Origin of the sequence: Mesorhizobium sp. LMG 17147, from assembly GCF_024297145.1 — a bacterium.
In the GTDB taxonomy this organism is placed as follows: Bacteria; Pseudomonadota; Alphaproteobacteria; order Rhizobiales; family Rhizobiaceae; genus Mesorhizobium.
This window is the reverse complement of record NZ_JANCTC010000008.1, coordinates 120,598-146,933: the sequence shown is the minus strand read 5'-3', so window position 1 is coordinate 146,933 and position 26,336 is coordinate 120,598. Positions and strand designations below refer to the sequence as shown.

Genomic DNA, 26,336 nt, shown 5'->3' with positions numbered 1-26,336 from the left:
GGAGAGCCGAAGCTCCTCACGCCGCGGAGGCGCGTAGCCTGCCGACGGAAGGGGCAGCGATGCTGCCGGCATAGCGGCGCGTCATTGCCGCGCAGAACTCGGCGAATTCCTCCGGCACCAGCGGCGGACTGCTGTGGTGCGGCATCATTCCGCGATGCTCCGGCGTGAAGCAGAAAGTAACGGTCACGTCGAAGTCGGCCAGCGCCTCGATCTGCCGGTCGAACCAGTCAAGCGCATTCGGCCTGAAGCTGTCGGCCCAGGAAAGCCCGGTACGCAGATTGGTGACACCGAGGCGTTTCATCCAGGCAACGGCGTCATCAAGCCGGTGATCTTCGAAATGGAACCACTGCACCAGTCCTAATGCCGGCGTGTGGTGCAGGAACTCCTCGAGCGCGGGCTTTGGCGTGCCGTCCTGGCGAAGCAGGCCCATGTAGAAATGGCGATAGTAAGACGAGCCTTCCGCCTCGCGATGGCGCGTCGTCGCTTCCCACTCGCGCGGCAGGTCGTAGAGGCTGTACCATTGGATGCGCGGTGCGTTGCCGATCAGCAATTCCGCGGTCCGGCGCAGGCCCCAGACCTGTACCTCCTCGGCGCCGAAGGTCGACACGCCGACCTCGCTGACCCATACCGGAAGATCGGTGACAGCCGAGATCTCGCCGACCTTCTGCGGCCATTCGTGGATCTGCCAGAGGTTCCAGTCGAGCGGAAAGCCGTGCACGGCGACCGCGTCGACGTGATCGAGCACGCCGAATTCCTTCATCCGGGTCATGAAGCCGGCATCGATCGGCGAGATGCCGCCCAGCACCTTGGTCAAGGCGGGATTCTCCGCCGCGATTGCATCGGCGGCCAGGATTGCCGTAGCGGCGAAGCGGCTCCAGTCGGGGTCGAGCTCGGGATCCCAGTGGGATTTGTTGTTGGGCTCGTTCCAGATCATCGCGGCTTCAATCATTTATCTGTCCTTTCGACGGGTAGACGGCGCCGCCGCCGGCCGGCACGTCGGCGGTGCGGCAGAAATAGACCTCCTGTTCCGGTTGCAGCACGATCTTGAAGCCGGCGCTGCGAAGCATGGCTTCGGTGCATGCGCGATTGGGAATCCACCAGTTGGTCGGGTCGTCGGCGTAACGATACTCGATGAAATGCAGCTTTGGGAATTCCGGCCGGTCGAACAGGTCGTGGGTCCAGAAATGATAGTTCTGCTCGAGCGCCGGCACGTTGGTGCTGCCGCGCTGCATCGACTGGAAGATCATCAGGTCCTTGGCGACGTGCTCCCGGATCAGATCGAGTGCGAGCAGAGGATGGCGCAAATGGTAGAGCACGCCCATGAACAGCACGATGTCGAACCGCTCATGCAGGGCGCCAACGTCGTAGACCGAGAGCTGCCGGAATTCGATGTCGCAGTCTGCGACCTCGGCGGCAAAGCGCGCCTGCGCCAGGTAAGCTTCATCGAAGTCGATGCCTAGCACGCGGCCGGCGCCGCGACGTTTCATCTCGATCGAGTAGAAACCCGCATTGCAGCCTATGTCGAGCACCGCCTTACCGGAAAGATCGGCGGGAATCGCGTCGGCGAATTTGCGCCATTTGATCAGCGGATAGTTGCCAAGGAAATGGTCGGGAGCGGTTTCGATGCCGGCCAGCTCCATATTGTGGAACCATGGGCCGAGCGCATCGATACGGCGGCGGATCTCGGCATCGGAATGCAGCATGGCTAGCCTCCTTCGCCTGCGAGGATAGGGACGTGCTGGTGGCCGGGCAGCGTAATGGCGGCTTGGTCGTCCTTGGTACCGGCGGCGCTTTCAAGCAGCCGCAATGCGGTGCGGTAACCGTTGAAGGTGCCGACGTCGACATAGGCGGTACCAGCCTTGATGCCATAGGCTTCGCCACCGGCGGCGAGATAGGCGTTGACCAGCGTGCCGATATATTCGTCGCACCGGTCCCGTTCCCGCCACAGCGCGGCGAGCTGATGAAGGGTGCGGCCGGGCATCTTGAACGCACCCCAGATCCAGTTCGACGCGGCATTCTGTTGCTTGACCTGGATTTGCTTCACCCGGCCGTCCTCGTCGACAACCACGGCATCGAAGAACTCCGGCTGGTCCACCGGAAACAGCAGGAAGGACAGGCCGTCGTCCGGGAGGGCCAGGAACCCGTCTTCGGGAAACCAGATCGTATCGGGCAACCCGACCAGAACGGTCTCGTCGGCTGCGACGAGCGGTGCGGCGCGGAAGATGGCGTCGCAAAGGCCGACCGGAGAGGGCTGCACCACAAACAGAGCGGCCGCGTCGGCATAGCCGGCAGAATAATATTCCAGGATATCCGACTTACCCGAGCCGATGACGAAGCAGATCTTGTCGGCGCCGGCGCGCACCATGCGGCGCACCAGGTATTCGCTGACCGCGCAAGGCCGCTCGGTGTTGCCGTCGATGCGGCTGCCGACCGGCAGAAGCTCCTTCGAAAAGCCGAGCGGCTGGATGCGGCTTCCCCGTCCGGCTGCGGGCACGATGCCCAACATCAAACTGCCTCCTTCAACGGCTCCCCATGCGTGGAGCCGTGCAGTGCATCGGACAGGATGCGGTCGAATTCCTTCGCGCGCCGCGCGGAGGTGTGTTCGTCCAGCACCCGCTCGCGCGCACGGCGGCGGATCGCGTCAAGCTCGGCGTCGGACAGGTCGAGCGCGCCGATCACGTCGTCGGTGCTGTTGGCCACGACGATCTCTTCACCGGGCCGGAAAAAGGCCTCCAGTCCGGGCCATGTGTCGCTCACCATCGCAGCCCCGCAAGCGGCGGCTTCGAACAGCCGGCCGGAAGGACACCAGCCCCGTTCGGCCATCGCCTCGCGGGTCACGTTCAGGGTCAGTCGTGATGATGAAAAGAAGGCGGGGTGGTCGGCCGGCGGCAGATGCCGGACGAAGAAGATATTGTCGCTCCACGGGAATTCCTGCGGATATTGTGCGCCGCCAATAATGAAACGGCGATCCGGCAGGCGCGCAGCCGGGCTGACCAGCAACCTCTCGACCCCGGCCTGGCGGTCTGCCGCATAGGTTCCAAGATAGGACAGGTCGCCGGCAAACTCCGGCCTGGGCGGGGCGGGCCGGTGTCGCTCTGGATCGACATGGCCGTAGAGCGGCATGACGCGGCGTGCACCCAGCGTCGACCTCAATGCGTCGATCGCGGTTCCTCCCGTGTAGCTCAGCACGAGATCGAAATCGCGAAGCCCTTCCGGCCCGAAATAGGCCGGAGGCTCGCCTTGTTCGATCCGCGCCAGCGTCACCGGCGTGTCCAGATCGTAGAAGACCTTCAGCCCGCGACAGGCCTGGTGAGCAAGGCGCGACGCGCTCACGGCATCGGGGCAATAGGAGGTGACGATGACGACATCGGCCTCTTTCATCGCCTGCTCGGCAACGCGCTGGATGTCCTCCCAATCCGGGTAAAGGACAAGGTTGCCGCCATCCAACTGGTCGAGATCGCGTGTACCGGCATAATAGGGGGTGTTGCGTTCGAAGAAGGTGATGGACCAGCCCAGCCCGGCCATCGCCCGGATCAATCCGCGCCACAGCGTGGCGTGACCGTTGCCCCACGACGATGTCACGGTAAGACCGAAAATGACCATGCGCATCCGGCAAATTCCTCGTCAGGCAGCTTCATTGAGTCTGATCAGCTTCGACCCCCAGTCCCCCCAAACAACCGTGGTGATCGACGCTGGGTCGATATCGAAGCGAAAGCAGTTCCCCAGCGACAGGCCGAGCACTTTGCACACCGCGGCCTTGATGACGTCGGCATGGCTGACCAGTGCAACGCATTGGTTCTGGTAGGTGCCGCGGACCTGTTCGATCAGCAAGACGACGCGTTGCTGCACGTCCAGCATGGTCTCGCCGCTCGGCGTTCTAGCCTGCTGACGCTGGTCGTTCCACGCTCGCCAGTCGGCATCCTTGTTCAGCTCCTCGAAGGTCTTTCCCGACCAGGTGCCGAAGTCGATCTCATCGAGTTCCTCGCGGATCACGATTTCACCGGCATTACAGGCGAGCGCCATCGGATTCGCAGTCTCCTGCGTGCGTTCGCGCGGGCTGCAGAAGATCGCCGCTACCGGCTCGCGTGCCATACGGTCAGCCAGATGCGAGGCCTGTGCCCTGCCGGCTTCGCCGAGGCAAACGCCGGCCATCCGCCCGGCAAGATAACAGCCGACATTGTCATGCGCGGCGTGGCGCACCAGAAAAAACGTCGTCGTCATTCCGCCGCATCGAGCATCGGCTCGTCCTTGCCGGCGATGAAAGAGAGCGTGCGCTGGCGGGCTTCCGCGTCGGTGAACTGCTCGGGCGGCGATTTCATGAAATAGCTGCAGGGGCCGGTCAGCGCGCCCGCGATGCCGCGGTCGAGCGCCAGCTTGGCGCAACGCACCGCATCGATGACGACGCCGGCCGAATTGGGCGAATCCCACACTTCCAGCTTGAGCTCGGCATTCAGCGGCACGCCGCCGAAGGTCGTGCCTTCGACCCGGATATAGGCCCACTTGCGGTCGGTCAGCCACGGGACATGGTCGCTCGGCCCGACGTGAATGTTGCCGGGCTCCAGGGGGACGTCGATCTGGCTGGTGACGGATTGCGTCTTTGAGATCTTCTTTGATTCCAGCCGCTCGCGCTCCAGCATGTTGAGGAAGTCGGTGTTGCCGCCGAAATTGAGCTGGTAGGTGCGATCGATGCGCACGCCGCGCTCACGGAACAGGTTGGCGAGCAGCCGGTGGACGATCGTCGCACCGACCTGGCTCTTGATGTCGTCGCCGATCAGCGGCAGCCCGTGCTGCTCGAAGCGCCGGCGCCACTCCGGCCGCGAGGCGATGAAGACTGGTATGCAGTTGACGAAGGCGCAGCCCCCCTCGAGCGCGCACTCGGCATAAAAGCGTGTTGCCTCCTCCGAACCGACAGGCAGATAGGACACCAGGATCTCGGCGCCGCTTTCGGCGAGGATCTTGCCGACGTTGGCGACCGGCTCGTCGGCCTCCTCGATCTCGTCGCGCAGATATTTGCCGATGCCGTCCAGCGTCGGTCCGCGTTCGACGCGAACGCCGGTAGGCGCAACATTGGCAAAGCGGAAAGTATTGTTGGGCGCGCTGTAGATCGCGTCTGCCACATCATGTCCGACCTTGCCCTTGGCGACGTCGAAAGCGCAGACCACCTCGATGTCCTTGACATGGTAGCCGCCAAGATCGGCATGCATCAGCCCCGGTATGGGTTCATTGCTCCTTGCGTCGCGGTAATAGGTGATGCCCTGAACAAGGGAGGAGGCGCAGTTGCCGACGCCGACTATTCCGATCCGAACTTTCTTCGATCCCACGAAACCGCTGCCTATGCTGTTGAAGGTAAGTTCTTCGTGCCAAACCGCCTTCCTCCCGGATTGTTCCTTGCCGGCTGTAAAAATCGTGCAACCGACGGTGGATCAAAGTAGCGCCCGCCGAGTTGTGCAGCCGGGGGGTGAGGCCAACCGGGACGAGACAATGATCGTCTATGGCGACCACAAGCAAACTGAGAGCGCGCGATATGTTCGCGCCTCGGCTCGCGACGCGGCCGGGCACATTGCGGACATGCCAAGCGGGATCGGACGGCACGCGGCCCTGGTCGGCCTGTTCATCAAGGTCTCGGAATTGGTCCAGGGCCTTGCCGACGCGGAATTCGAGGCCAAGGGCACGGACAGGAATTCCCCACAACGGATCGCGGGCGCAAATCTCCTGGTCGGCTTGGCCCGGGACGTGGGCAGATCGTGGAGGGCCGGATTCGCCGTCGACGGCCCGGTCGATGCCGAAGTGCCGCGAATGTTGGCCGAACTCGAATGCGATGGCGACATTCTGACCGGCGCGGCTGAGGGCTACGCTCATTACGGGCTTTATCCGGAGAGCTATTTCGTCGCCGCGCGGCAGTCGGGTCTCGATGCGAACACATGCGTAATCGGCATCCGCAGCATCGGCCTGGGGCTTGCAGCGATGGTGGCGGCAGCCATCGGCGCGCCAGCACCCGTCAGCGTCCGTCCGATCGGCCACCCGTTTCGCAGGCGGCTTGCCGCCGATCCGGAGCTGATCGGCGGCTGGATGACGAAGCCGTCGGCCCGCTTTGCCATCGTCGATGAGGGCCCGGGTCTGTCCGGCAGCTCGTTCCATGCCGTCGTCGCATGGCTACAAGCGCTGGGCATCGATACCAGGCGCATCCATCTGTTCCCAAGTCATTTGGGTGGCCCGGGCGCCGAGACGTCGGCGGACATCCGTGAGGCATGGACGGTGTGCCAAAAACACACCGCGGATTTCGAACGGACTTTCCCCGCTGGATCCGCTCTGCCGGCGCTGCGGGATTGGGTGGCTAGAATGATCGGCCGCACAGCGGTCAGCCTGATGGAAATATCCGCCGGAGAGTGGCGTCGCTTGCATTATGGCTCGCAGGATCATTGGCCGCCCGTTCATCGCGGCTTCGAGCGGCGGAAGTTCCTCGCTTCCGCGGGCCGGGAAAAATGGTCGGTCAAATTCGTCGGCCTCGGTGAAATCGGAATGCACAAGGCCGAGACCGCCAGGAGGCTGCACGACGCAGGCTTTGGCCCGGAAGTCGCGGGGCTGTGCCATGGCTTTCTGGTCGAACGTTGGATCGACGGCACAACGCTGGACCGGGCAACGCTTTCGAACGAAAAATTGGTCGCTCACCTGGCGGGCTATTTCGCCTGGCGCGCAGCCAATCTGCCCGCCTCGGAGCCAGGTGCCTCGCTGGAGGCGCTTGCGGACATGGCCGTGCGGAATACAAGTGAGGCGCTGGGCGAACGCCGCGCGGCGGAGCTGCAGACCTGGTTCTCGAAACAGGCTCCCCCCAAGACCATGCAGCGGGTCCAGATCGACGGGCGGCTTCATCCGTGGGAGTTCATCCTTTCGCGCAGTGGAACGCTGGTCAAGACGGACGCCCTCGATCATTGCCGATCGCACGATCTGATCGGCTGCCAGGACATCGCCTGGGACATTGCCGGCGCCCGTGTCGAGTACAGCCTCTCCGACCCGGCGACTGGGGCGCTTTGCAAGGCCGTGGAAGCGAGAGCCTCCCGTCCCGTCGATGCCAATCTGGTCCAATACTATGAGCCCTGCTATCTTGCGTTCCAGCTTGGCTTGTGGAGCATGGCTGCACGATGTGGCGATGATCGGGAACAGATCCGGCTGGCGGCCGCGGCAAGACGTTATACCTCGATGTTGCTTCGTTTCCTGGAGAACCAAGGGGAGCTGCGGCCCTTCGACCAGGATCAGTCCAGCCGGCGAAGCATATCCGCTTCCTTTTCGAGGATGGCGACTACCTCCTCGCGCTGAAGATGCGTCATCATCAGGCTCACGCAACATTCCAGATAGGTGATGGAGGCGCGCCGCAGGAAGGCAGCCGTCTCCTTTGCGGCCATTTGCTCGATGTCTTTGGCGGATCGCTTCGGATGCACGGTCGTCTCCATGCCGGTACCTTGGCAGAACCAGAAGCTGGACGGGTTGTTCCCGCGACGAGAAAAAGTGACCAAATCCGAAACGACCGCGCGATCATGCAGCGGCCAGACGCTCCCCGCCTCAGGCCGGCAGGTTTTGCAGCCGGCCTGAGGCAGAACGCACGGTGGCGGCAATTTGACGTCTTCTGTCGATCATCTGCGCCGTCTCAAGCTCGGCAAAATAGCCGATCGTGCGCATCAAACCTTGCCTGAGCGGCACTTTTGGCGACCAACCGAGAAGCTTCTTTGCGCGGGAAATGTCGGGTTGCCGACGACGAGGATCGTCTTGCGGCAGCGGCAGGAATTTCAGGCCCGATTTGGTTGCGGTCATGCCTCTCACCAGGCTCGCCAGTTGCAGGATGGTGAACTCCCCCGGATTGCCCAGATTGACCGGCTGGCGTGGATTGGGATCGACCTCCATCAACCGGATCAAGCCGTCGACCAGATCGGAAACGTAGCAGAACGACCTGGTCTGCAGCCCGTCGCCGAATATCGTCAGCGGCCGTCTCTCGAGTGCCTGCATGATCAGATTGGAAACGATCCGTCCGTCCGCAGGGTCCATCCTGGGGCCGTAGGTGTTGAAGATGCGCGCGACACGGATATCGGCTTTTCCCATTCTCAAATAATCGAAGCATAAGGTTTCGGCGGTGCGCTTGCCTTCGTCATAGCAGGCGCGGGGGCCGATGCAGTTCACGTGGCCGACATAGTCTTCCTTCTGCGGATGCTGTTCGGGATCGCCATAAATTTCGCTGGTGGACGCCTGCAGGAAGCGGGCGCCACTACGGGCGGCGAGCTCCAGCAGATTGAGCGTCCCGATGACACAAGTCCGCGTCGTGTGGACCGGGTCGGCCTGGTAACGCGGCGGCGATGCCGCGCATGCCATGTTGAAGATGCGATCCACCGGTTCGCCAAGCTCCAACGGCCGGCAAATGTCTTGCTCGATCAGCCGAAAATCCGGACGATCGGCGATCGATGCTATGTTCTCCATGCGGCCGGTAAGGAAATTGTCGACGCAGATCACGCGCCAGCCGGCCTGGAGCATTGTCTCGCAAAGATGCGAACCGAGGAAGCCGGCGCCGCCGGCGACAAGTACGGTCCTGGTCCGTTGCGCCTTTCTTGATAGCTGCATCTCTATCTTCTCCCGTCTGCGGGTCATGCTGCGCTCTCGACGTCCAGATCGAGAACAGAACGTGGCGATTTGGCCTGCCCCAACAGCGCAACGAATTCGCGGGCTCTTGCGATGCTAGTGTGAGCTGCCAGGATGAGCACGCGCGCCTGCTTGGCCATGGCAAGCCGGGCGCCGTCGGATTCTCCAGACAGGATACCGATTACGTCCTCGGTCCTGCGCGCCGTGTGGATCGTCCGCCCTGGAAACAGGCTGTCCAGTCCGGCCCAGCAATCGCTGATGATCGCCGTGCCGCAGGCGGCTGCCTCGAAGAGTCGCACGCTAGGCGACCATCCGGCCGCGATCATGGAACTGCGCGTGACGTTCAACGTGTAGCGTTGGCGGCTGTAAAAGGCGGCATGGTCTGCCGGCGGCAGGTGTTCGATGCGATCGACATTGTCCGGCCAGGCGATTTCGCGCGGATATTGCGAGCCGGCAACGACGAAGCGACGCTGCGGCATGCGACGCGCCGGTTCGAACAGCAGGGCCTCCAGCGCCGTCTGGCGGTCGGGGCTGTAAGTGCCGAGATAGCCGAGATCCCAGCGGATCGGGTCGCCGGTTCCGTGATGCCGTTCCGGGTCGACGGAGCAGTAGAGCGGCTCGGCCCGCCTCGCGCCGAATTCCGCCGTCAGACGGGCAAGCGTCGGCCCGCCGGTGAAGGAGAAGTAGACATCGAAATACGGGACCTGCCGCCTAGCAATATACTCGCAATCATCGCTTGAAAGCTTTGCCAGCGTGACCGGCGTGTCGATGTCGTAGAAGCAGAACTGACCTGTGCACAGCGATGCCACGACGTCGATGATTTCAGGGCCTTGCGGAACGAAGGAGCCGACGACCACGATATCGGCATCGCGCAGGCAGCGCGCAAAATTGCGGCGAAGATCATCGGTCGTTTCATAGTAGCGCAACGCGCAGAAATCGGGATCGCGCAGATCCCGGTGACTTGCGTACCACGGCACGTCGCGTTCGAGAAAGGTGACGCGGTGACCGAGTTCGTGGAGACCTTTAAGCAGCCCCCGAAAGGTGGTGGCGTGGCCGTTTCCCCAGGACGAGGAGAGCGACAGCCCAAGAAAGACGATGTCGAGCGGCTTCGTCATTCGGCCGCCTCCACGGTCGGACGCTCGAAATGGCGCCTGAAAATGGCGTCGGCCAAAACGGCCCGTGTCGTATAGGTATGTTCGCCAAGTACCCGCCGAAGCGCGGATGCCCCGATCGCCTTGGCCCGTTCGGCGCTAAGGCTTTGCATGATCTCGGCGACATCCTCGCCATCGCGCGCGACCAGGATTTCCTCGCCGGGTTTCAGGAACAGGTCCACACCGAGCCAGGCGTCGGTGATGAGGCACGCGCCGGCGCCGGCTGCCTCGAACACGCGCGTCGCCGGTGAGAAGCCGTTGGCCGCCATGCTGTCGCGGCTGATGTTGAGCACCGCCTTAGCCGTGACGTTCAGTGCATTGTGGTCACGCGTGCCGACATGGCCCAGCCATCGGACATTGGCAGGCATCTGCTTGTCGCCCCAGCCAGACCCGCCGAGCAGGAAGCGCTGATCGGCCGAGCGGCCGGCCGGGTCGAGGAAGAAGGCCTCGACGCGCGCCTCGCGGTCCGGCAGCCGGTTGCCGAGGAAGGCGAGATCGCAGGCAAAACGCATATCCTTGCCGACCGGATGATGCGTTTCCGGATCGAGCGCATTGTAGATCGGCACGCATTCGGCCGCTCCCATGGCCCGATAGGCCCAGACCACCGGGTCGCCGCCGCCATAGGTCAGCACGAGGTCGATTTCCTGCAGTGCGCGATGCAGCGGATGGTCGGGCTCGTCGCGCAACTGGCCGAGCGTCGCCGGCGCATCGACATCCCAGAATACGGTCAGCGCATCGGCACGGGCGTGATCGAGCACCGCCCGCAACAGCGCGTCGTCGGCGAAACCGACGCCACTCGCCTTGACTACGATATCCGCCTCCGCCGCCCGCGCGGCCACCTGCATCATGGCATGCGGGGTGGCCTCGTAGACGACCACGGCACACCAGTCCGGCGCCTCGATGTCGCGGTTTTTCTGGCGATCGTAGACGTCCGGCTCGTAGAAGGTGATGTCATAGCCGAGCCTTGCCAGGGCCTTGAGCAATCCGCGGTAATAGGTTGCCGCGCCGTTCCAATAGGACGACAGCAGGCTCGATCCGTAGAATGCGATCTTCATTCGGCGGCCTCCTTTGCAAGGATCGTGTCGGCGGCTCGGCGGTGCCCGCATTCGGCGAGCACGCCGAACAATTCATCCGCCCGGTGCCGGCATGTGTGCCGCAAGCGGATGGTCTCGAGGCCCGAGGTCGCCAGAGAAGCGGCGAGATCCGCATCGTGCAGCACGGCGCGAAGATGACGCCGCATCTCGAAGCCATTATTTGCAAACAGGAAATCGGTGCCGGGCCTGAACAAGCGTTCGACATCGGACCAGGGCGCCGAAACGAGCGGAATGCCGCAGGCGAGCGCCTCGAACATGCGGATGGTCGGGATGCCGGGCAGGCTTTCGCGATATGGACGCCGCGGGATGTGAACCGTGATGCGGTTCGCCGCGAACGCCTTCGGCACGTCGGCATTGGCGATCCAGCCTTCGTAGCGCAGGCCGGCGGCCGCAAGGTCGGCGAGCGCCTCCGGCGGATAGCGAACGCCGTGGACGGTTCCGCTCAGGCCGAGCTCACGCACCGGGCCGACCAGGAACTCCCTAATTTCGGCGCTGCGCTCGTCGTCGCCCCAATTGCCGATCCAGATAAGGTCGGAACTACGCTCGATTTCAGGATGCGGCTGGAACAGGTGGTCATCGGCTGCCTCGTGCCAGGTGAAGACCCGCTTGCCCCATCCGGCACGGAGATAGCTTTCCCGCAGCGCCTCGCCGAAGGCGAGCACGCCGTCATAATGTTCAAGCCGCAAGCAGGAGATCGCTTGCGTGGCCGATATAGCCCGATGGTGCGTGTCGTGGAACAGCAGCGTGAAACGCCCGCCATTCGCTTTCGCCCTGCCCAGCCGCGCGACAAGATCCGGCTCGGTCCACTCATGCACGATCACCACATCGGCATCGGAGATCCAGGCTTCGTGGTCGAAGGCAGCGTCATAGGTGAGGGGCATCAACTCGGGAAAGTCCTTCCGGAATCGTTCGATCGCGAAGGACCCTTTCTCGGCCAGCAGGTTCGACCGGCTCCAGCCGTCGGCAGGCTCCAGCGCGATAGCCTGGTGCCCGCGCACGACCAGCTCACGCATGATGCCGCGCAGGAAATGTGCGTTGCCGTGGTTCCAGTCGGAAACGATCGAATGGGTGTAGAACAAAAACCGCATAATCAACTATCCGCCATGGTGGCCAGGGCCGCCTTGTCGTAGACGCCGCGCATAGCGGTCGCCTGTCTTGCCAATGAAAATCTGCGGCTTCGGCGGGCCGCCGCCTCACCGAGTTCTCGCCGGCGCTGCGCGTCGCTGCAAAGGCTGCTGATGCATCTGGCGAGATCGCCCGGATCGCGCGCGTCGTAGAACATGGCCGCGCCGTCCCACAGTTCGCGATAGGTCGAAATATCGGCGAGCACCAAAGGCGTCTTCGACATCGCGGCTTCCAGCGTGGCCAGACCGAACGGTTCGTAGAGCGACGGCGATACAAAAATGCCGGCCCGCGCCATCAGCAGGCGCACTTCCTCATGCGGTACCGGCCCGACGGGAACGGCGTGGCTGAAGCCAACATGCTGGCCGTCCGGCCCTTGCAGCGAGCCGGCGACGAAGATCGGCCATTGCGTCAGGGAGGCGGCCCGGTCCAGCACCGCCGCATTCTTTCCTTCGTCCCACCAGCGCGCGGCGGCGAAAACGACCGATTCCCGCCTTTCGCTCTTCGGCCCGGGCCGTGCACCGTTGCTGACGACGCTCAGGCGGGCGATCGGCCCGTAGCAGGTTTCAAGCATGTCGGCATGGCTGCGGCTGGGTGCAACGACCATGCCTGCGTCGTCGAGACCGCGCCGGTTGCGGTCCTTCTGCCAGGCCCAATCGCCGTCCGCCGCCTGTCCCTTGACGGCGTGGAACCATGTCACCACGCAGGAATGCGACACCGCCACGACCGGGCAGGGCACGTCGAGCCCCGCAGCCTGCGTCGGCGCGTTGAGATGGACGATGTCGATGGCGTAGTCACGGATGAGCGGGAGCAGCTCCTGCTGCAACGCGTCGAGGTCTTGCTCGTCGCGGGTCATCCAGTCGGGCGGCGTGTTGAGCCAGGTCAGCGCCGCGAATGACTGCGCCTCCTCGGCCTGCTGCCTGGACGGTTCCGGACCAAGCCCGGCAAGCACGACACTGTCGCCGCCGGCGACCAGTTGCCTGGCCAGATCGAGCGCATAGCGCCAGACGCCGCCGACGGCATCGACAGTCATCAGGATGCGACGCGGCGGGCTCAGTGTCCGCAACATGTGGCCTCCAATTCAGCCAGCGGACGCGGACGCTTCTCCTGGATGTCGCTGAACGTCCGGAAGGATGCGAGGTAATGTTCATGCGCGCGCTCCCAGGCGAGGTCGTCCGGCTCGCCCCAAAGTTCGCGGTAGCTGGGCGAACTCGGATAAGGATAAAGCGGCACCGGTTCGTTGGCCCAAACGCCGTTGTCGATCAGGTGCTTTCGCCAATAGTCGACCAGCGCGGGATCGTCTTCGACCACGCCGATGAGATTGGCCTGAACGAACGGCACATGGCGCCTTGCGTCGACCAGCAACGCGGCCAGTTCCTCGGTGCCCAGCCGGCAGCGTTTTGCCAGCATGGCGCGGCCTTCCACCGTCAGGCTTTCGAGCCCCGCCTCGATCGAGACGCAGCCGGCGGCGCCGAGCAGTTTCAGCAGTTCCGGTTTCCAGAGGTCGATGCGCGTCTGCACGCCGAACTTCACATCGCGATCGACCAACGCTTCCAGCAACGCCTTTTGCGGCAGGAATATCTCGTCGATGAAGTAGATGTAGCCGACGCCCTGTGCGATCAGCCGGTCGATCTCGGCGATCACCGCTTCGTGGTTCCGGCGGCGATAGGCGTCGCGGAAATCGATCTTGGCGCAGAAGCTGCAATTATACGGGCAGCCGCGCGACGCCTCGACCTCGGCGCCAAAGCCGACCTGGTTGTCGTCGAAGCGGTGATGGTGGTGCGAATGGGCGGCTATCCAGTCCGATGGCCATTCGAGCGCTGGGTGATCGATGAACGAGCTCGCATGCACGCCGCCGTTCGAAACCAGTTCTCCATCCTCAAAATGGGCGGTGGACGGCGCAGCATTCCAGTCGTCGCGCCGGGCGAGTTCCGCGACCACTTCCTCGCATTCGCCGCGCACGACAATGTCGACGCCAAGCTTGCGCAAAGTCGGCGCCGGCGTCGCCGAGCCATGCGGCCCGACGGCGACGGTGCGGCCGCCGCGCCCGGCAAGATGGTTGAGGAACTCAGCCGGCACGCGCAACTCGGGCGGTGCGCAGCGCCAGAACAGGTAGGTCGGCGCGGTGCTGACGACGGTCATATCAGGCTCGAAAGTGGCGACGCGATCGGCAAGCGCGGCATTGTCGAGCTTCTGGATCTGCCCGTCCAGCATCAGTACCTCGTGGCCGGCGGCTTCGAGCAAGGCTTTCGAATAGCCGAGTTCGAGCGGCAGATGCGGCTGGCGGCAGCCGAAATAGATGCTGTCCTGGTAGGTCCAGGACGGATTGACCAGAGCGACCTTCATGCCACGTACCTCGCCGGTTCGGGATGCGGGTCGACGCGATGACGATGCAGCCAGTCGGCGAGGTCGCGGATGCCGTTTCGCCACGAGACATGCGCTTTCCATCCTAGCGCCGCCTCGATCGCGCGTGTGTCGGCGACGAAGAATGGTTGGTCGCCGGTGCGTTCGCGGTCGTAACGGATCGAAACGTCCCGTTTCGTTATGTCGCAAATCTCGTTCAGTAGCATGCGCAGGCTGACGGCGTTTTCCGGTCCGCCGCCGAGATTGAATGCCTGGCCCTTGATTTCCTCGATCCGGTCGAGCACCGCGCGGTAGGCCGCTACCGCGTCGGCAACATGCAGGATGTCGCGCACCTGCTTGCCGTCGCCATAGATGGTGATCGGCCGGTCGGAGAACGCGCTAAGCAGGAAATGGGCGACCCAGCCCTGATCCTCCGTCCCGAACTGGCGCGGTCCATAGATACAGCTCATGCGCAGCACCGCCGTCGGCAGATCGTATGACTTGGCGTAGTCGAGGACATACTGGTCCGCCGCGCCCTTGGAGCAGCCATAGGGCGTGCAGAAATCAAGGCCGCGCGTCTCGTCAATGCCGTGCGCCTGGATGCTGGCGTCGCAAGGCGCATATTTGCCGTCCTCTTCGCGCATCGCAATGTCAGCGAGCCGCCCATAGACCTTGTTGGTGCTGGCGAAAACGACGGGGATGCGTTTGCCGCTGCGGCGAGCGGCTTCCAGGACGTTGAACGTTCCGCGCAGGTTGATGTCGAAATCCTCGTCCGGCCGAACCAGGCTCGTGGTGACGGCGGTCTGCGCGGCAAAGTGGAAAACCGCCTTCGAACCAGCCACCAGCGGCATCAGCGCCTCGGCCTCGCGGATGTCGATGATTTCAGTGGTGAGACGGCTGCCGTGCTTTTGCGTCAGCCATTCGAGGTTCTGCTCGACGCCGGGACGGCTCAGATTGTCGATTACCAGAACCGGTTCGCCATCCGACAACAGGCTGTCGGCGAGGTTGGAGCCGATGAAGCCGCTGCCGCCGATAATGGCGACGGGCGCTTCGCGAAAATCGGGTGAATCCGGTCTCATGATACCAGCCCTCGCGCTTCAAGTTCCCGCTTCATCTCGGCGCTGCGATCGATGGCGACGGTGTTGCGCACCCATGCGACGAAATCGCCGAGCGAATGCTCCAGCCGGTATTGCGGCTGGAAGCCGAGCAGTTCGCGCGCCTTCGATATGTCGGCAAAGCAATTGCGGATATCGCCGGAGCGTGCCTTGCCGAGGATTTCCGGCTGGCGGCCAGGCACGCCCATTGCTTCGGCGAGCAGCCGGGCGACGTCGCTGACTGCGTAGGCCCGCCCGCTGCCGATGTTGATGACGTGGCTGCGCGCCTGGGGCTGCTCCAGCGCCAGCCGGAAGGCGCGGGCAACGTCGCGCACGTGCACGAAATCGCGCTGCTGTTCGCCGTCCTCGAAAATCAGCGGCCGCTGGCCATTGGCGATGCGCGAGGCGAAGTTCGCCAGGACGCCGGTATACGGGTTCGAGAGCGCCTGTCCGGCGCCGAAGACATTGAACAGGCGCAGTGCCACCGCGTCGACGCCATAGGCTTCACCGAAGATCAGTACGGCGCGTTCCTGGGCGTATTTTGTCAGCGCGTAGATCGAGGCGAGGTCGACCGGTTTCTGCTCGTCCGTGGGCAGCGGCGACAGGACTTCGCCTGCCGGCGACAGGGGATTCCATTGGCCGCTGCGGATATCGTCCGGCTGCCGTCTTGCATTGTCGATGCGCCGGCCGTCCGGCGTGGCATAGAGACCCTCGCCATAGACGCTCATCGACGAAGCAACGACGATCCGTTCGATGGGGCGTTTGATCAGCGCCTCCAGCAGCGTGGCGGTGCCGAGGTCGTTGGCGCCGACATAGCGGGCGATCTCGTACATGGACTGGCCGACGCCGACTTCGGCCGCCAGGTGAATGATCGCGTCGACATCGTCGACCGCCTCTGCGATGGCCTCGCGATCGCGAACGTCGCCTTTGATCAGCTTGGCGCCTGGCGGCAGGCTGATTGCCTCGCCGCCATGCACCTGGTCCAGCAACGCATCGAGAATTGAAACCCCATAGCCATGTTCAACGAGTTCCTGGGCGACGTGGCGGCCGATAAAACCGCAGCCTCCCGTGACCAGTATACGTTTCACGACAACTCCTCATACGAATGGCTTTGCCGCCCCAAACTTCCGGGCGAAAGGTTTGTTCCCTTGCTTCAACAAAGTTCCCGACCGCTGCGCTCCGGAAGCGACCGCCTTGGGCTGGGCACGGGAACATCGAAGCGCGCTTGGTGTTAGGAGCCATAATCGACCAACCGCGCGCCTATGCTCGGCAGCAATGCATCTGCTGGTTGTACGACGGCAGACCAGGATCTCGCGGTGTGCGGTGGAATCGAAGGGAGATTGGAATGTCTGAATCGAAGACGACCACCGATCATGATGAAATCCGCCGTTGGGCCGAGAATCGCGATGGCCGGCCGGCGGTGGTGCGCACCAAGGGCGAGGGCGGCATACTGCGCATCGACTTCGGCGAGCCTGAAGAGACGTTCGACCCCGTCGAGTGGGACGAGTTCTTCAGGATATTCGATGAGAACGAACTGGCCTTCCTCTACCAGGAAGAGACCAGCGGCGGCAAAACCAGCCGCTTCAACAAATTCGTCGAACGCAGCCGGAAAGGCTGACCTCGTCAGATTGACGGCAACTGCCGCGGTCAGTGCAGCAGGTTCGCTCCACGTGCCCTGACAATGTTTCGCATGATGCCGTTGAGCCAGTCCTCGGTGGAGGAGCCGGATCGCCTGCTGTCGATCTCGCCGATCGCCTGCTCCAGCGTCCGCTCGACCAGCCGGTCGGAAGCGTCCACGTCTCCCAGCAGCAGACGTGCCGCGAGCCTGAGCTTCGGTAGAAGCGAGAATACGTCATCGGACGGCTCCGGCACCTGGCCCTCTTTCGATGCTGACGTATCGGGCGGGAAAAGAGCATCGAACACGGCTTGGCCGTCCGAGGATTTTCTCAGGCTGCTGGCGTGGCGAAGCCGCTCCGGAATGATGATGTCTTCGTCGCCGCTGAAAAACACGAATGGCACGCCGCGGCGCATCAGTTCGTCCGCGATCGGGAATACCCGTCGTCCGTTGAGATTGACGTCCAGGATCGCGGCTTCCGCCTCATCCGTATGTTTCGATGCCTGTTCGACCGTCGCCACGGGGCCAAGCACCACGGCGCCCATCTTGCTGAAATAACGTGCAAGATCGCCCGCCAGCATCCATTCGTCCTCGACGATCAGAATATGCAAGCCTTGCAGGTCGCGCACCTCATTGTTCCTTCTTCCTGCGGGGATTTACGGCTGTCGGCGCGGACTTGTCCAAAATGGCGGGCCATAGCCTCTTGCAACCGTTCCGCGCCTCTTGCAACCGTTCCGCGAGCGCGAGCAGGCGAGGCGGGATTTCTTCGGATACCGGGACCTTGGCCAGATCCGGCGAGCGTAACGAGATTTGTTTTGCCGGCTTTGTCTCAGATGGTCGTTTTGCCATTGGAACCGCCTCGAAAACCGGATGTTAATGCCCACCAGCGGTGCTTTGTTCCGTTCGTGAACTATTTACTGGCCCGAGGCTCGGCCCGGTCTTAGTCTGAGGGCCGATTTGGCGATTTCGCGGCGCGGCTGTTACCGAGGCATGGCATGGTGTTCCAGAATGGAAGATTTCCCATTGTCGGCGTCGGCGCATCCGCTGGCGGCATTCCCGCGATGGAGGGCCTGTTCAAAGGACTGACCGGCGGCACCGGCATGGCGTTTGTCGTCGTCACGCATCTCAGCCCGGAACGGGAGAGCCTGCTGCACGAGGTCATCCGACATTACACCGAAATGCCGGTCGTCGTGGCCGAGGAGGGCGTGGCGGTGCAACCGGACCAGGTCTATGTGATGCCGCAAAACGTCGTCCTCACCATCCGTAACGGCGCGCTTTCGCTGCGCCGGCCGAACACGCTCAACCGCGAACGCAAGCCGATCGACATCTTCTTCAGCGCATTGGCCGAGGACCAGGGCGAGTATGCCGTCGGCGTTATCCTGTCGGGTGGCGATTCGGACGGCACGCTCGGCGCCCGGGCCATCAAGGAACATGGCGGGCTGACCATTGCCCAGGCCTCCAACGGCTACGGCCCCCGCAATCCAGATATGCCGCAGAGTGCGATTTCGAGCGGCCTGATCGACATAGCGGCGCCCGCCGAGCAGATCGGCGCAAAGCTTCAGGCGTTTGCCCGCGGCTTCGATGTGCTGAACGGCCTCGTCGAAGCGGGCGACGAGCACAAGGCAGAGATGGATCGGGCCCGCGATGAAATCTACGCCATTTTGCGCAGCCATTCCGGTCACGACTTTTCCGGCTACAAACCCAAGACGTTCCTGCGTCGCGTAAGGCGGCGCATGCAGATCACGCAGCTACAGTCGATCACCACCTATATAGAGCGGCTGAAGAGGGATCCCGACGAGGTGGCGAAGCTGTTTCGCGACCTGCTCATCAATGTCACCAGCTTTTTTCGCGACGCCGAAGCGTTCAAATTGCTGGAGGACAAGATCATACCGCAGATTTTCGAAGGCAAGAGCGCCTCCGATGCGGTGCGCGTCTGGGTGCCCGGCTGCGCCACCGGCGAGGAAGTATTCTCGATCGGCATGCTGATGCGCGAGCGCATTGACAAGCTTTCGGCGCCGCCGCGCGTCCAGATATTCGCGACCGACATCGTCGAGCCGGCGCTCGCGGTGGCGCGAGCGGCGCGTTATCCCGAAGCGTTGCTGCACGGACTATCGCCACAGCGCAGGCAACGCTTTTTCCACAGCGACGGCGAGAGCTATGTGCTGGGTCCAGAGGTGCGGGAACTCTGCATTTTTTCACCGCACAGCGTAATCCGCGATCCTCCCTTCTCGCGCATCGACATGATTTCGTGCCGCAACCTGCTGATCTATTTCGGCCCGCAGATCCAGAACCGCGTCATTCCGATCTTCCATTACGCGCTGAGGCCGGGCGGTTATCTGTTCCTGGGCACGTCGGAAAGCGTCGGTCAGTACAGCGACCTGTTTGCCACGGTCGACAAGAAGCACCGGATATTCCAGGCGCGGGAACATGCCACGCCACGGCCGCCGGTCCTGGTCGGCAATGGCCGCACGGCTGCCTTTCCGGTCGCAAGCGGCGGCTCCAAAAAGGATGTCGCCGGCCGTTCTCTCCGCCAGGCGATCGAGGCTCAGGTGCTGGAGCGGTTCGCCCCGCCTCACGTGCTGGTCAATGGCGATGGCGACATCGTCTACTATTCGGCGCGGACTGGCAAATATCTGGAAGCGCCGCAAGGCGCCCCGAGCCGGCAGTTGCTGACCCTGGCCCGCCGCGGGCTGAGACTTGAGCTGCGCGCCGCGTTGCGGGAAGCAGTCGCGACGCGCCGCACGGTCGTGCGGGAGAACATAGCTGTCGAGGAAGACGACGGACAGCTTCAGTTCATCACGCTGACGGTCGAACCGTACACCGGGCGCGGCAATGGCGAGCCCCTCTACCTCGTCCTGTTCAATCCGGTGGCACAGGCCCAGCTACGCTTCGAGCCGGCAAGCAAAAGCAGTGGCACCGACGGCGCGTCTGAACTCGAACGGGAGTTGCGCGACACGCGCGATCGGCTGCAGTCGACCATCGAAGAATACGAAACCGCGCTGGAGGAAGTAAAGTCTTCGAACGAGGAGCTCGTCTCCGTCAATGAAGAGGCGCAGTCGACAAACGAAGAGCTTGAGGCCTCGAAGGAGGAGATGCAGTCGCTCAACGAAGAGCTCAACACCATCAACGCCGAGTTGACCGGCAAGATAGAGGAGCTCGATCGCGCAAACAACGATCTCAAAAACCTGTTCGAAAGCACAGAAATCGCGACCATCTTCCTCGACCGCAACCTTGTGGTGCGGACTTTTACGCCCGCGGCATCGTCCTTCTTCAACTTGCGTCCATCCGATGTCGGCCGGCCGCTGACCGATCTTTCGAGCCGGCTCGACTACCCCGAGCTGAAGGGGCACATCCAGGCTGTGTTCGAGTCGGGAGAGACCCTGAACCATCATCTTGCGCGCGACGACAACGACCGCTCTCACCTGGTTCGCATCAACCCCTATCGGGACAAGAGCGGCAGCATCCAGGGCGTGGTCGTGACACTGATCGACGTGACGACACTGGCGCAGGCTGAAGAGCGTCAGCAGGTGCTCATCTCCGAGCTGAACCACCGGGTCAAGAACATGCTGGCGGTTGTCGCCAGCATCACCAACCGTACGCGTGAATACTCGGCGTCGAAAGACGAGTTCGCCGACGCCTTGATAGGTCGCCTGCATGCGATGTCACGAGCCTACAGTCTGCTCTCGCGTGAGAGCTGGACGGAAGCCTCCGTCGAGGAATTGCTGCGCCAGGAACTCGACCCCTTCGGGCCTGAACGGTTTACGCTTGATGGCGAGAGGGTAAGCCTCAAGCCGGCACAAGGGCTTTCGTTCGGCATGGCGATTCATGAGCTGGCGACCAATGCCGCCAAATATGGCGCATTGTCGAAGCCAGCCGGGCGGATAGTTGTTAAGTGGTCGGTGGCGGACGTGACCTTCAGGCTCGTCTGGCGCGAGAAGGGCGGCCCTCGCATCAAGCAGCCAACCGACAGCGGCTTCGGCCTAACCCTTCTACGCGGAGAAATCGGTTACCGACTGGGCGGAAAGGTTGAAACAACTTTCCACTCGAATGGTTTGGAGGCGGAAATCGCATTCCCACTGACCCGCGAGGGCTCGTCGTGACCGGACAGATGCGCGTGCTGATTGTCGAGGACGAATGGCTGATCGCCGACGACGCGGCGGTTTACCTGCGCAAAGCCGGCCATCAGGTGGTTGGACCGGTGTCGTCGGTGACGGCGGCACTTCGGCTCGTTGGCGAAGGCGGCATCGACGCGGCGTTGTTGGACATCCAGTTGAACGACGAAACCAGCTATCCGATCGCGGAAGCGTTGCAAACGAGCGGTGTTCCGTTCGCCTTCCTCTCCGGGTACGGCGAACGCGAAATTCCGGCCGAGTTCCGCACTTGCAGGATCGTGCAGAAGCCGGCGAGCCAGAGCGCGATCCTGAATGCCGTGGATGAACTCGCGCGAGCTTGCTGAATTCCTGTCATTCCAGCGGCCCGCCTTTTCAATCCAGCGGCTTGTCGGTCGGGCGCGGCATGGTGCCAGCCTGCCGCCGCCGATTCCGGGTCGAGGCCTGCCGGAACCATTTCCGCCATCGTTTGTTCGGCTCGAAGAAAGGAGCCGCGCGAAATGGAGCGACGTAACGCGTTAATTGCGATGGTGATTTCGGCCATCATCATCGTCGGCTTTCTCATAGGCTTTTTGTACGGCGATATGGGCTGGCAAACCTCGCCGCTCAAAAGAGCCCCTGAACAGAACCAGGGTGGCAATGCTCCGGCCGATACTTCGCCTGCCGCCGGCATCAAGAAGAACCCCAAGGAAAATACCGAAATGCCAGGCCAGCAATGAAGGCCGGTCCAGCAATGAAGTTAACCAATGCCACGAACTGAAACGGGCTCCTGTTTTTGCGGCGCCATAACGGCGGAGATGCGCGGCGAGCCTTTCTGGATTTGCTCCGACCACGATGACGACTGCCGCAAGGCGATAGGAAGCCCGCTAACGGTGTGGGTCGGCTATCGGCCTTCTGAATTCACATTGCTCACCGGCACACCGAAAACCTTCTCGAAAACCCCCGGCGTGCTACGGTCCTTCTGCGCGGATTGCGGGACATCGATCGGCTATGTCGACCAGGGCCTGCCGGACGAACTCTATCTGACGATCGGCTTCCTCGATCATCCCGTACGATTTCCGCCACAGGCCCATGCATATTGGGACATGAGGCTGCCCTGGGTCGACTTTCCAGACGATCTGCCGCGGGTGGGGACGTATTCGAGGCGGCGAGATCCTGCCTTCGGAAATCCGGCGGACCGCTAGCCTGCGATCCGTTGCAGGTTGGAAAACGTGCCATTCGGGGCTTGGTACGAAAACAACAATTGGCGCGCGGCCGAAAACGCGCCATGATGCGCCGATGGGCCGCCGTTTGGATGACAAGCTCGATTGCAAGGCGTGCGGGACGATCCTGATGGAGATTCCCGACAATCCGAAGGATTCGACGCCGATCTATTGCAGCAATTGCGGCGCCTATCTCGGCGAATGGGGCGAACTGCAGCAGGATTTCTACAGGCAGGCCTTCGGTACCGAGGCCTTCGATCTGAACCACGGAACCATCATCAAGAAATAACCCGGGATGTGCAGGCGTCCCCTGGCCTCAAGCCGTGGTCCGGGACCCGGCTCGTTGCGACAAGCGCCGTTCGTATCGGACCCTCGGGAACCTTTCTCCCGAGCCGCTTGTTTGGGTGGCGGAAGGAGAAACGCCATGAGCACAAAACCTCCCCCTGTTCCACCGGAGAATCTGAGCCCAAAAGGAGCCGGTGACAAAAAACCGGTAGCCGCCGACCAAGCACCGCACGGCCAATCGACCGTGCCGGATCCCGACAAGCAGGGCCAGCAAGGCAATACGAAGGTCAACACCACCCATCAAGGCAACGTCCAGGATCGCTAGGCCATGTCCACATCGAAGAAGACTCCTGCCAGCATCCGCCAGGGTGGTCCCGGCGCGGCGCACGAAAACGCCAAGAAGCCGCTGAGCGTCGAAAAGCCGCGGCCGATTCCGACCGGCGCAGCCACAGCAAGGTCTCCGGTGGCGGCGGCGAACGCGACAGCCACCATACCCACGACCCCGAAAAGAAAGGCGACACCCGGCCTGCGCATCAGGGCAAGTGAAATCGGGTGGCGACGCGAAGATCGGTGGCTCGAGCGAAATTTCAGCGGGGACGGCGCGCCGAGGCGAACGGCACGACATTGTCGACATTTGCCGTCGGCAAATCAAACAGCATCGGAAGCCCTCGCGTCGTGGCCATCTCCACGATCAGCTCTTCGATGGAGTGATTGGTCAGACGCGTCTCGACGCCCAGTCGGATCATCGCCGCCAGCTTGTGCACCGGCACCGGCACGGACTTCGCCCGGTCGTCGAGCAGCTTGCTGATTTCGATCACGACGTCTGCGTCGATATCCCTGGGCAAGTCTCGCATAAGCGCCTCCCCGCCAAACGAAACGAAAAGCCCGCCGCACCTTTCGATACGGCGGGCGATCCAGTAATGCGCACCGGCGAGGGGATCGGGTGGGCGTGCCGGCGCGCGCAGATCGCAAGTATTTTTAGTTAAATCCGCCAGCCTCGATGTGTCACGCGAAAACGTCTGTACGTTTTTACCGAACCGCACGGATCGCTGGCTCTCCCCGCGGCGCGCGGCGCGACCGCACGGATGGCGTGACCCTCTGCCTTCCGGACAACGAACCCAAACAGTATACATTATAAACTTAAAACATCTTGCCAGGCGATCCAGCCTGTGCTCCACTTCGCGCTGGAACGTGGTCTGCAGGTCGAATTCTCTCGATATGTAGCTGCAATTCAACGGATCACTGCGAGAACACCAGCCTCAAACGATATACGAAATCTTCGCATGGGAAGGCGTGGATGACGGAAACGATAGAGCTCAAACGGGTTGGCGATGGCAATCTGCGTGCCCAGGTCTATCAACAAATCCGTCTGACCATACAGCATGGCGAATTGGCGCCTGGCCAGAAGCTCGTCGATGTCGACATTGCCGCCCAGCTCGGTATTTCCAGAATGCCTGTCCGCGACGCCTTGATGCAGTTGGTGCATGAGGGCTATCTCGTCGGCACCACACGCGGCTTCACGCTGCCCACGCTTACCGCAACGGATGTCGCCGACATCTTCGAGGTCCGCCGCTTGCTCGAGCCGCGGGCCGCCGCACACGCTGCGCGGACACTCGACGCCGCTGGCCTCAAGACGCTTGCGGCCGCGCTTCGGGAGGCGGAGGCTGCGGCCGCCGCCGGCGATGCCGACCGCTTTTTCCAGGCCAATTCGGCATTCAGGAATTGTTGGCTCGGCGCTGTCGAGAACCAGCGCCTTTCACAAACCATTGCAAGGTTCGCCGACCATGTCCTCGTCGTCCGTTTAAGGACGCTGTCGCACCAGCCGACGCAGGCCGTCGTCGTAGCCGGCATGCGCGCAATCTATGAGGCATTCGTCAAGCGCGACGCCGTCGCCGCTTACGACCGCATGACCCACTTCATTCAGAACGCCGAGGAGCGTTTCATGAAGCTGAGCCCTCCGTCTCAAAATTCCACCGGTGAAGGTGAGAGCATGTCGCAGCGGGGGAAACCATGATCAGGAAGCAGCACCCGCTGAAAGGGCCGAACAGGTTCAAGCTCGGCGTCTTTTCCATGAACGCCGATGGCGGCCTGGCAATGACCACCGTTCCCGAGCGCTGGCGTGCCCGCTGGGAAGACAACCTCAATTCCGCCTGCATCGCCGACCGCGCCGGCCTCGAGTTTCTGCTGCCGATCGCCCGCTGGCGCGGCTTCGGCGGTTTGACGCATGTGCGGGAATGGTCGTTCGAGACGTTCACCTGGGCGGCGGGTCTTGCTGTCGCCACGGAAAACATCGGCCTGTTCATGACGGTGCATGTGCCGCTGGTTCATCCGCTGCAGGCTGCCAAAGCGCTTGCGACGGTCGACCACATCTCCAACGGGCGTGCCGGCTTGAACATCGTCTGCGGCTGGAACCCGGACGAGTTCGCCATGTTCGGGCAGACGGTCGGCGAGCGGACCTACGATCAGGCCGAGGAATGGATCAACATCATCGTGCGTGCCTATCAATCGAGGGAGCCGTTCGACTTCAGCGGCGAGTTCTATGATCTGAAGAGTGTCGTTAGCCGGCCGTCAAGCTTGCAAGTGCCACGACCGGTGACCATGAACGCCGCCTTCGGCGCGCCGGGGCGCAACTACGCGGCGCGCCACTGTGACTATCTGTTTTCGACTTTTTCCGAAATTGCCGACGGCCGTGCGCATGTGGTCGACATTACCAACCGCGCGGCCGAAGTCGGGCGCGAAGTCGGCGTCTATACGGTCTGTCACGTCGTCTGCCGGGAGACCCAGCAGGAAGCCGAGGATTACTACCGGCACTACGCGCTGGAATGCGCGGACGAGGGTGCCGTCGACGAGCATATGCGCAAGAAGAAGGAATTCGCGAACTCGCATGACGCGAAGGCCTTCACCGAATATCGGCAGAGGTTCGCCGGCGGTGCCGGGACCTTCCCCCTCATCGGCACGCCGGAAAAGATCGTCGACGACCTCACCGAGATTATGGAACAGGGTTATTCCGGCGCCGCCCTGACATTCGTCAACTACACCTACGAACTGCCCTTCTTCTGCGACCGCGTGCTGCCGCTGATGCGCCAGGCCGGGCTTCGAGTAAATTGATGCCGGCCGCCGCCATTCCGACGCTATGGGTGGATGGGCACAACGCCATCGATCCGCGCGCGTTCAAACAGGCTATGCGGGCCGTGGCGGGCTCCGTCGCCATCCTCGCGTCGGAGCATGACGAGATCGGCTTTTGCGGCATCACGGCGACCGCTCTCTGCTCGTTCAGTGCCGAGCCGCCTTCGCTGCTTGCCTGTGTCAACCGCGGCAGCACCTTTGCCTCGGCCATTCGCGAAGGTTTGCCTTTTTCGGTCAATCTTCCCGCCGGCGACCAGGAGAACGTTGTGCGTGCGTTTGGCGGCATGACCAAAGCCAAGGGCGCCGCGCGGTTCTCGTCCGGATCATGGGTGCGCGGCGAAACCGGCGCGCCCTTGCTTGTCGGCGCGAGGGCAATGTTCGAATGCCGGGTGGCCGAAATCATTGTGCGGGCGTCGCACATGATCGTCATCGGCATCGTCTCGGGCGTTGCGCTGGATCGCGCTCACCGATCGCCGGTCTTCTACGCGCATGGGCGGTTCCTGACAGTAGGAGATGATGTCAACTAACCGCCGTTCGTGTGGCGGCGAAGCGTGCAATTTCAGATCGGCCCGA

Annotated in this window: 27 protein-coding genes and 1 pseudogene; 12 read left to right on the top strand and 16 right to left on the bottom strand. The window is 62.9% G+C overall.

Features of this window, described 5'->3' with window-relative positions; translation table 11 throughout:
• Positions 1-16: 16 nt before the first annotated feature.
• From NMG46_RS17075 to NMG46_RS17050, 6 genes are read right to left on the bottom strand one after another with little or no spacing between them, the layout of a single operon-like run.
• The gene (locus NMG46_RS17075; protein WP_254818810.1) at positions 17-949 is read right to left on the bottom strand and encodes a beta-xylosidase; all 933 of its coding nucleotides are present in this window, start codon (positions 947-949) and stop codon (positions 17-19) included.
• The gene (locus NMG46_RS17070) at positions 942-1,703 is read right to left on the bottom strand and encodes a TIGR04290 family methyltransferase (RefSeq protein ID WP_254818809.1); all 762 of its coding nucleotides are present in this window, start codon (positions 1,701-1,703) and stop codon (positions 942-944) included. Before NMG46_RS17070 ends, NMG46_RS17075 begins: the two co-directional genes overlap by 8 nt.
• A 2-nt stretch (positions 1,704-1,705) precedes the next feature.
• Entirely contained in the window at positions 1,706-2,506 is an 801-nt protein-coding gene (locus tag NMG46_RS17065; RefSeq protein ID WP_254818808.1) for a nucleotidyltransferase family protein, read from the bottom strand.
• Complete coding sequence (locus NMG46_RS17060) at positions 2,506-3,609, bottom strand: glycosyltransferase (protein WP_254818807.1); 1,104 nt, start codon at positions 3,607-3,609, stop codon at positions 2,506-2,508. The genes NMG46_RS17065 and NMG46_RS17060 overlap by 1 nt, the downstream gene beginning before the upstream one ends.
• A gap of 15 nt (positions 3,610-3,624) precedes the next feature.
• The gene (locus NMG46_RS17055) at positions 3,625-4,221 is read right to left on the bottom strand and encodes a histidine phosphatase family protein (RefSeq protein ID WP_254818806.1); all 597 of its coding nucleotides are present in this window, start codon (positions 4,219-4,221) and stop codon (positions 3,625-3,627) included.
• Positions 4,218-5,321: an inositol-3-phosphate synthase gene (locus NMG46_RS17050; RefSeq protein WP_254818805.1), complete on the bottom strand. Its 1,104-nt coding sequence runs from the start codon at positions 5,319-5,321 to the stop codon at positions 4,218-4,220. The genes NMG46_RS17055 and NMG46_RS17050 overlap by 4 nt, the downstream gene beginning before the upstream one ends.
• Positions 5,322-5,481: 160 nt before the next feature.
• Here NMG46_RS17050 and NMG46_RS17045 point away from each other — a divergent pair, with 160 nt between their 5' ends.
• Positions 5,482-7,314, top strand: a complete 1,833-nt coding sequence (locus NMG46_RS17045) for a hypothetical protein (protein WP_254818804.1) — start codon at positions 5,482-5,484, stop codon at positions 7,312-7,314.
• A 243-nt stretch (positions 7,315-7,557) separates the two neighbouring features.
• Here NMG46_RS17045 and NMG46_RS17040 read toward each other — a convergent pair whose 3' ends face one another.
• The 8 genes from NMG46_RS17040 to NMG46_RS17005 are packed head-to-tail and all read right to left on the bottom strand — an operon-like array spanning position 7,558 to position 16,514.
• Positions 7,558-8,604 (bottom strand): UDP-glucuronic acid decarboxylase family protein, encoded by a 1,047-nt coding sequence (locus NMG46_RS17040; RefSeq protein ID WP_254818803.1) that lies wholly within the window; start codon positions 8,602-8,604, stop codon positions 7,558-7,560.
• A 23-nt stretch (positions 8,605-8,627) separates the two neighbouring features.
• Positions 8,628-9,737, bottom strand: a complete 1,110-nt coding sequence (locus NMG46_RS17035) for a glycosyltransferase (RefSeq protein WP_254818802.1) — start codon at positions 9,735-9,737, stop codon at positions 8,628-8,630.
• Positions 9,734-10,828, bottom strand: coding sequence for a glycosyltransferase (locus NMG46_RS17030; RefSeq protein WP_254818801.1), 1,095 nt, complete (start codon positions 10,826-10,828; stop codon positions 9,734-9,736). Before NMG46_RS17030 ends, NMG46_RS17035 begins: the two co-directional genes overlap by 4 nt.
• The gene (locus NMG46_RS17025; protein ID WP_254818800.1) at positions 10,825-11,955 is read right to left on the bottom strand and encodes a glycosyltransferase; all 1,131 of its coding nucleotides are present in this window, start codon (positions 11,953-11,955) and stop codon (positions 10,825-10,827) included. The genes NMG46_RS17030 and NMG46_RS17025 overlap by 4 nt, the downstream gene beginning before the upstream one ends.
• Before the next feature lie 2 nt (positions 11,956-11,957).
• Positions 11,958-13,058: a glycosyltransferase family 4 protein gene (locus NMG46_RS17020; RefSeq protein ID WP_254818799.1), complete on the bottom strand. Its 1,101-nt coding sequence runs from the start codon at positions 13,056-13,058 to the stop codon at positions 11,958-11,960.
• Positions 13,043-14,335, bottom strand: a complete 1,293-nt coding sequence (locus tag NMG46_RS17015) for a TIGR04295 family B12-binding domain-containing radical SAM protein (RefSeq protein ID WP_254818798.1) — start codon at positions 14,333-14,335, stop codon at positions 13,043-13,045. Before NMG46_RS17015 ends, NMG46_RS17020 begins: the two co-directional genes overlap by 16 nt.
• Positions 14,332-15,411 (bottom strand): NAD-dependent epimerase/dehydratase family protein, encoded by a 1,080-nt coding sequence (locus tag NMG46_RS17010; RefSeq protein WP_254818797.1) that lies wholly within the window; start codon positions 15,409-15,411, stop codon positions 14,332-14,334. The genes NMG46_RS17015 and NMG46_RS17010 overlap by 4 nt, the downstream gene beginning before the upstream one ends.
• Positions 15,408-16,514: an NAD-dependent epimerase/dehydratase family protein gene (locus NMG46_RS17005; RefSeq protein ID WP_254818796.1), complete on the bottom strand. Its 1,107-nt coding sequence runs from the start codon at positions 16,512-16,514 to the stop codon at positions 15,408-15,410. The genes NMG46_RS17010 and NMG46_RS17005 overlap by 4 nt, the downstream gene beginning before the upstream one ends.
• Positions 16,515-16,771: 257 nt before the next feature.
• Here NMG46_RS17005 and NMG46_RS17000 point away from each other — a divergent pair, with 257 nt between their 5' ends.
• Complete coding sequence (locus NMG46_RS17000) at positions 16,772-17,044, top strand: hypothetical protein (protein ID WP_254818795.1); 273 nt, start codon at positions 16,772-16,774, stop codon at positions 17,042-17,044.
• 29 nt (positions 17,045-17,073) lie between these two features.
• On the opposite strand, the gene NMG46_RS16995 is transcribed toward NMG46_RS17000, so the two are convergent.
• The gene (locus NMG46_RS16995) at positions 17,074-17,670 is read right to left on the bottom strand and encodes a response regulator (RefSeq protein WP_254818794.1); all 597 of its coding nucleotides are present in this window, start codon (positions 17,668-17,670) and stop codon (positions 17,074-17,076) included.
• A 366-nt stretch (positions 17,671-18,036) separates the two neighbouring features.
• Here NMG46_RS16995 and NMG46_RS16990 point away from each other — a divergent pair, with 366 nt between their 5' ends.
• From NMG46_RS16990 to NMG46_RS16960, 7 genes and pseudogenes are all read left to right on the top strand, one after another.
• Entirely contained in the window at positions 18,037-21,141 is a 3,105-nt protein-coding gene (locus tag NMG46_RS16990) for a CheR family methyltransferase (RefSeq protein WP_254818793.1), read from the top strand.
• On the top strand, positions 21,138-21,497 hold the full coding sequence (locus tag NMG46_RS16985) for a response regulator (protein WP_254818792.1): 360 nt from the start codon (positions 21,138-21,140) through the stop codon (positions 21,495-21,497). Before NMG46_RS16990 ends, NMG46_RS16985 begins: the two co-directional genes overlap by 4 nt.
• Positions 21,498-21,650: 153 nt before the next feature.
• Positions 21,651-21,869, top strand: coding sequence for a hypothetical protein (locus NMG46_RS16980; protein ID WP_254818791.1), 219 nt, complete (start codon positions 21,651-21,653; stop codon positions 21,867-21,869).
• A 27-nt stretch (positions 21,870-21,896) separates the two neighbouring features.
• Positions 21,897-22,334 carry a GFA family protein gene (locus NMG46_RS16975; RefSeq protein WP_254818790.1) on the top strand — a complete coding sequence of 146 codons (438 nt, stop codon included), beginning with the start codon at positions 21,897-21,899 and terminating at the stop codon, positions 22,332-22,334.
• A 94-nt stretch (positions 22,335-22,428) separates the two neighbouring features.
• Positions 22,429-22,641 carry a hypothetical protein gene (locus NMG46_RS16970; RefSeq protein ID WP_254818789.1) on the top strand — a complete coding sequence of 71 codons (213 nt, stop codon included), beginning with the start codon at positions 22,429-22,431 and terminating at the stop codon, positions 22,639-22,641.
• A 135-nt stretch (positions 22,642-22,776) separates the two neighbouring features.
• Positions 22,777-22,962, top strand: a complete 186-nt coding sequence (locus NMG46_RS16965; protein WP_254818788.1) for a hypothetical protein — start codon at positions 22,777-22,779, stop codon at positions 22,960-22,962.
• Positions 22,963-22,965: 3 nt separating this feature from the next.
• Positions 22,966-23,183 (top strand): annotated as a pseudogene (locus tag NMG46_RS16960) (hypothetical protein).
• 41 nt (positions 23,184-23,224) lie between these two features.
• Here the strand turns inward: NMG46_RS16960 and NMG46_RS16955 are convergent.
• On the bottom strand, positions 23,225-23,491 hold the full coding sequence (locus NMG46_RS16955) for a hypothetical protein (protein ID WP_254818787.1): 267 nt from the start codon (positions 23,489-23,491) through the stop codon (positions 23,225-23,227).
• A gap of 443 nt (positions 23,492-23,934) precedes the next feature.
• Here NMG46_RS16955 and NMG46_RS16950 point away from each other — a divergent pair, with 443 nt between their 5' ends.
• Genes NMG46_RS16950 through NMG46_RS16940 form a run of 3 tightly spaced genes read left to right on the top strand, consistent with a single transcriptional unit; the run spans position 23,935 to position 26,290 of the window.
• Positions 23,935-24,651, top strand: coding sequence for a GntR family transcriptional regulator (locus NMG46_RS16950; protein ID WP_254818786.1), 717 nt, complete (start codon positions 23,935-23,937; stop codon positions 24,649-24,651).
• Positions 24,651-25,745: an LLM class flavin-dependent oxidoreductase gene (locus NMG46_RS16945; protein WP_254818907.1), complete on the top strand. Its 1,095-nt coding sequence runs from the start codon at positions 24,651-24,653 to the stop codon at positions 25,743-25,745. Before NMG46_RS16950 ends, NMG46_RS16945 begins: the two co-directional genes overlap by 1 nt.
• A complete protein-coding gene (locus NMG46_RS16940; protein WP_254818785.1) occupies positions 25,745-26,290 on the top strand; it encodes a flavin reductase family protein in 546 nt (181 codons plus the stop codon). Before NMG46_RS16945 ends, NMG46_RS16940 begins: the two co-directional genes overlap by 1 nt.
• Positions 26,291-26,336 lie beyond the last annotated feature (46 nt).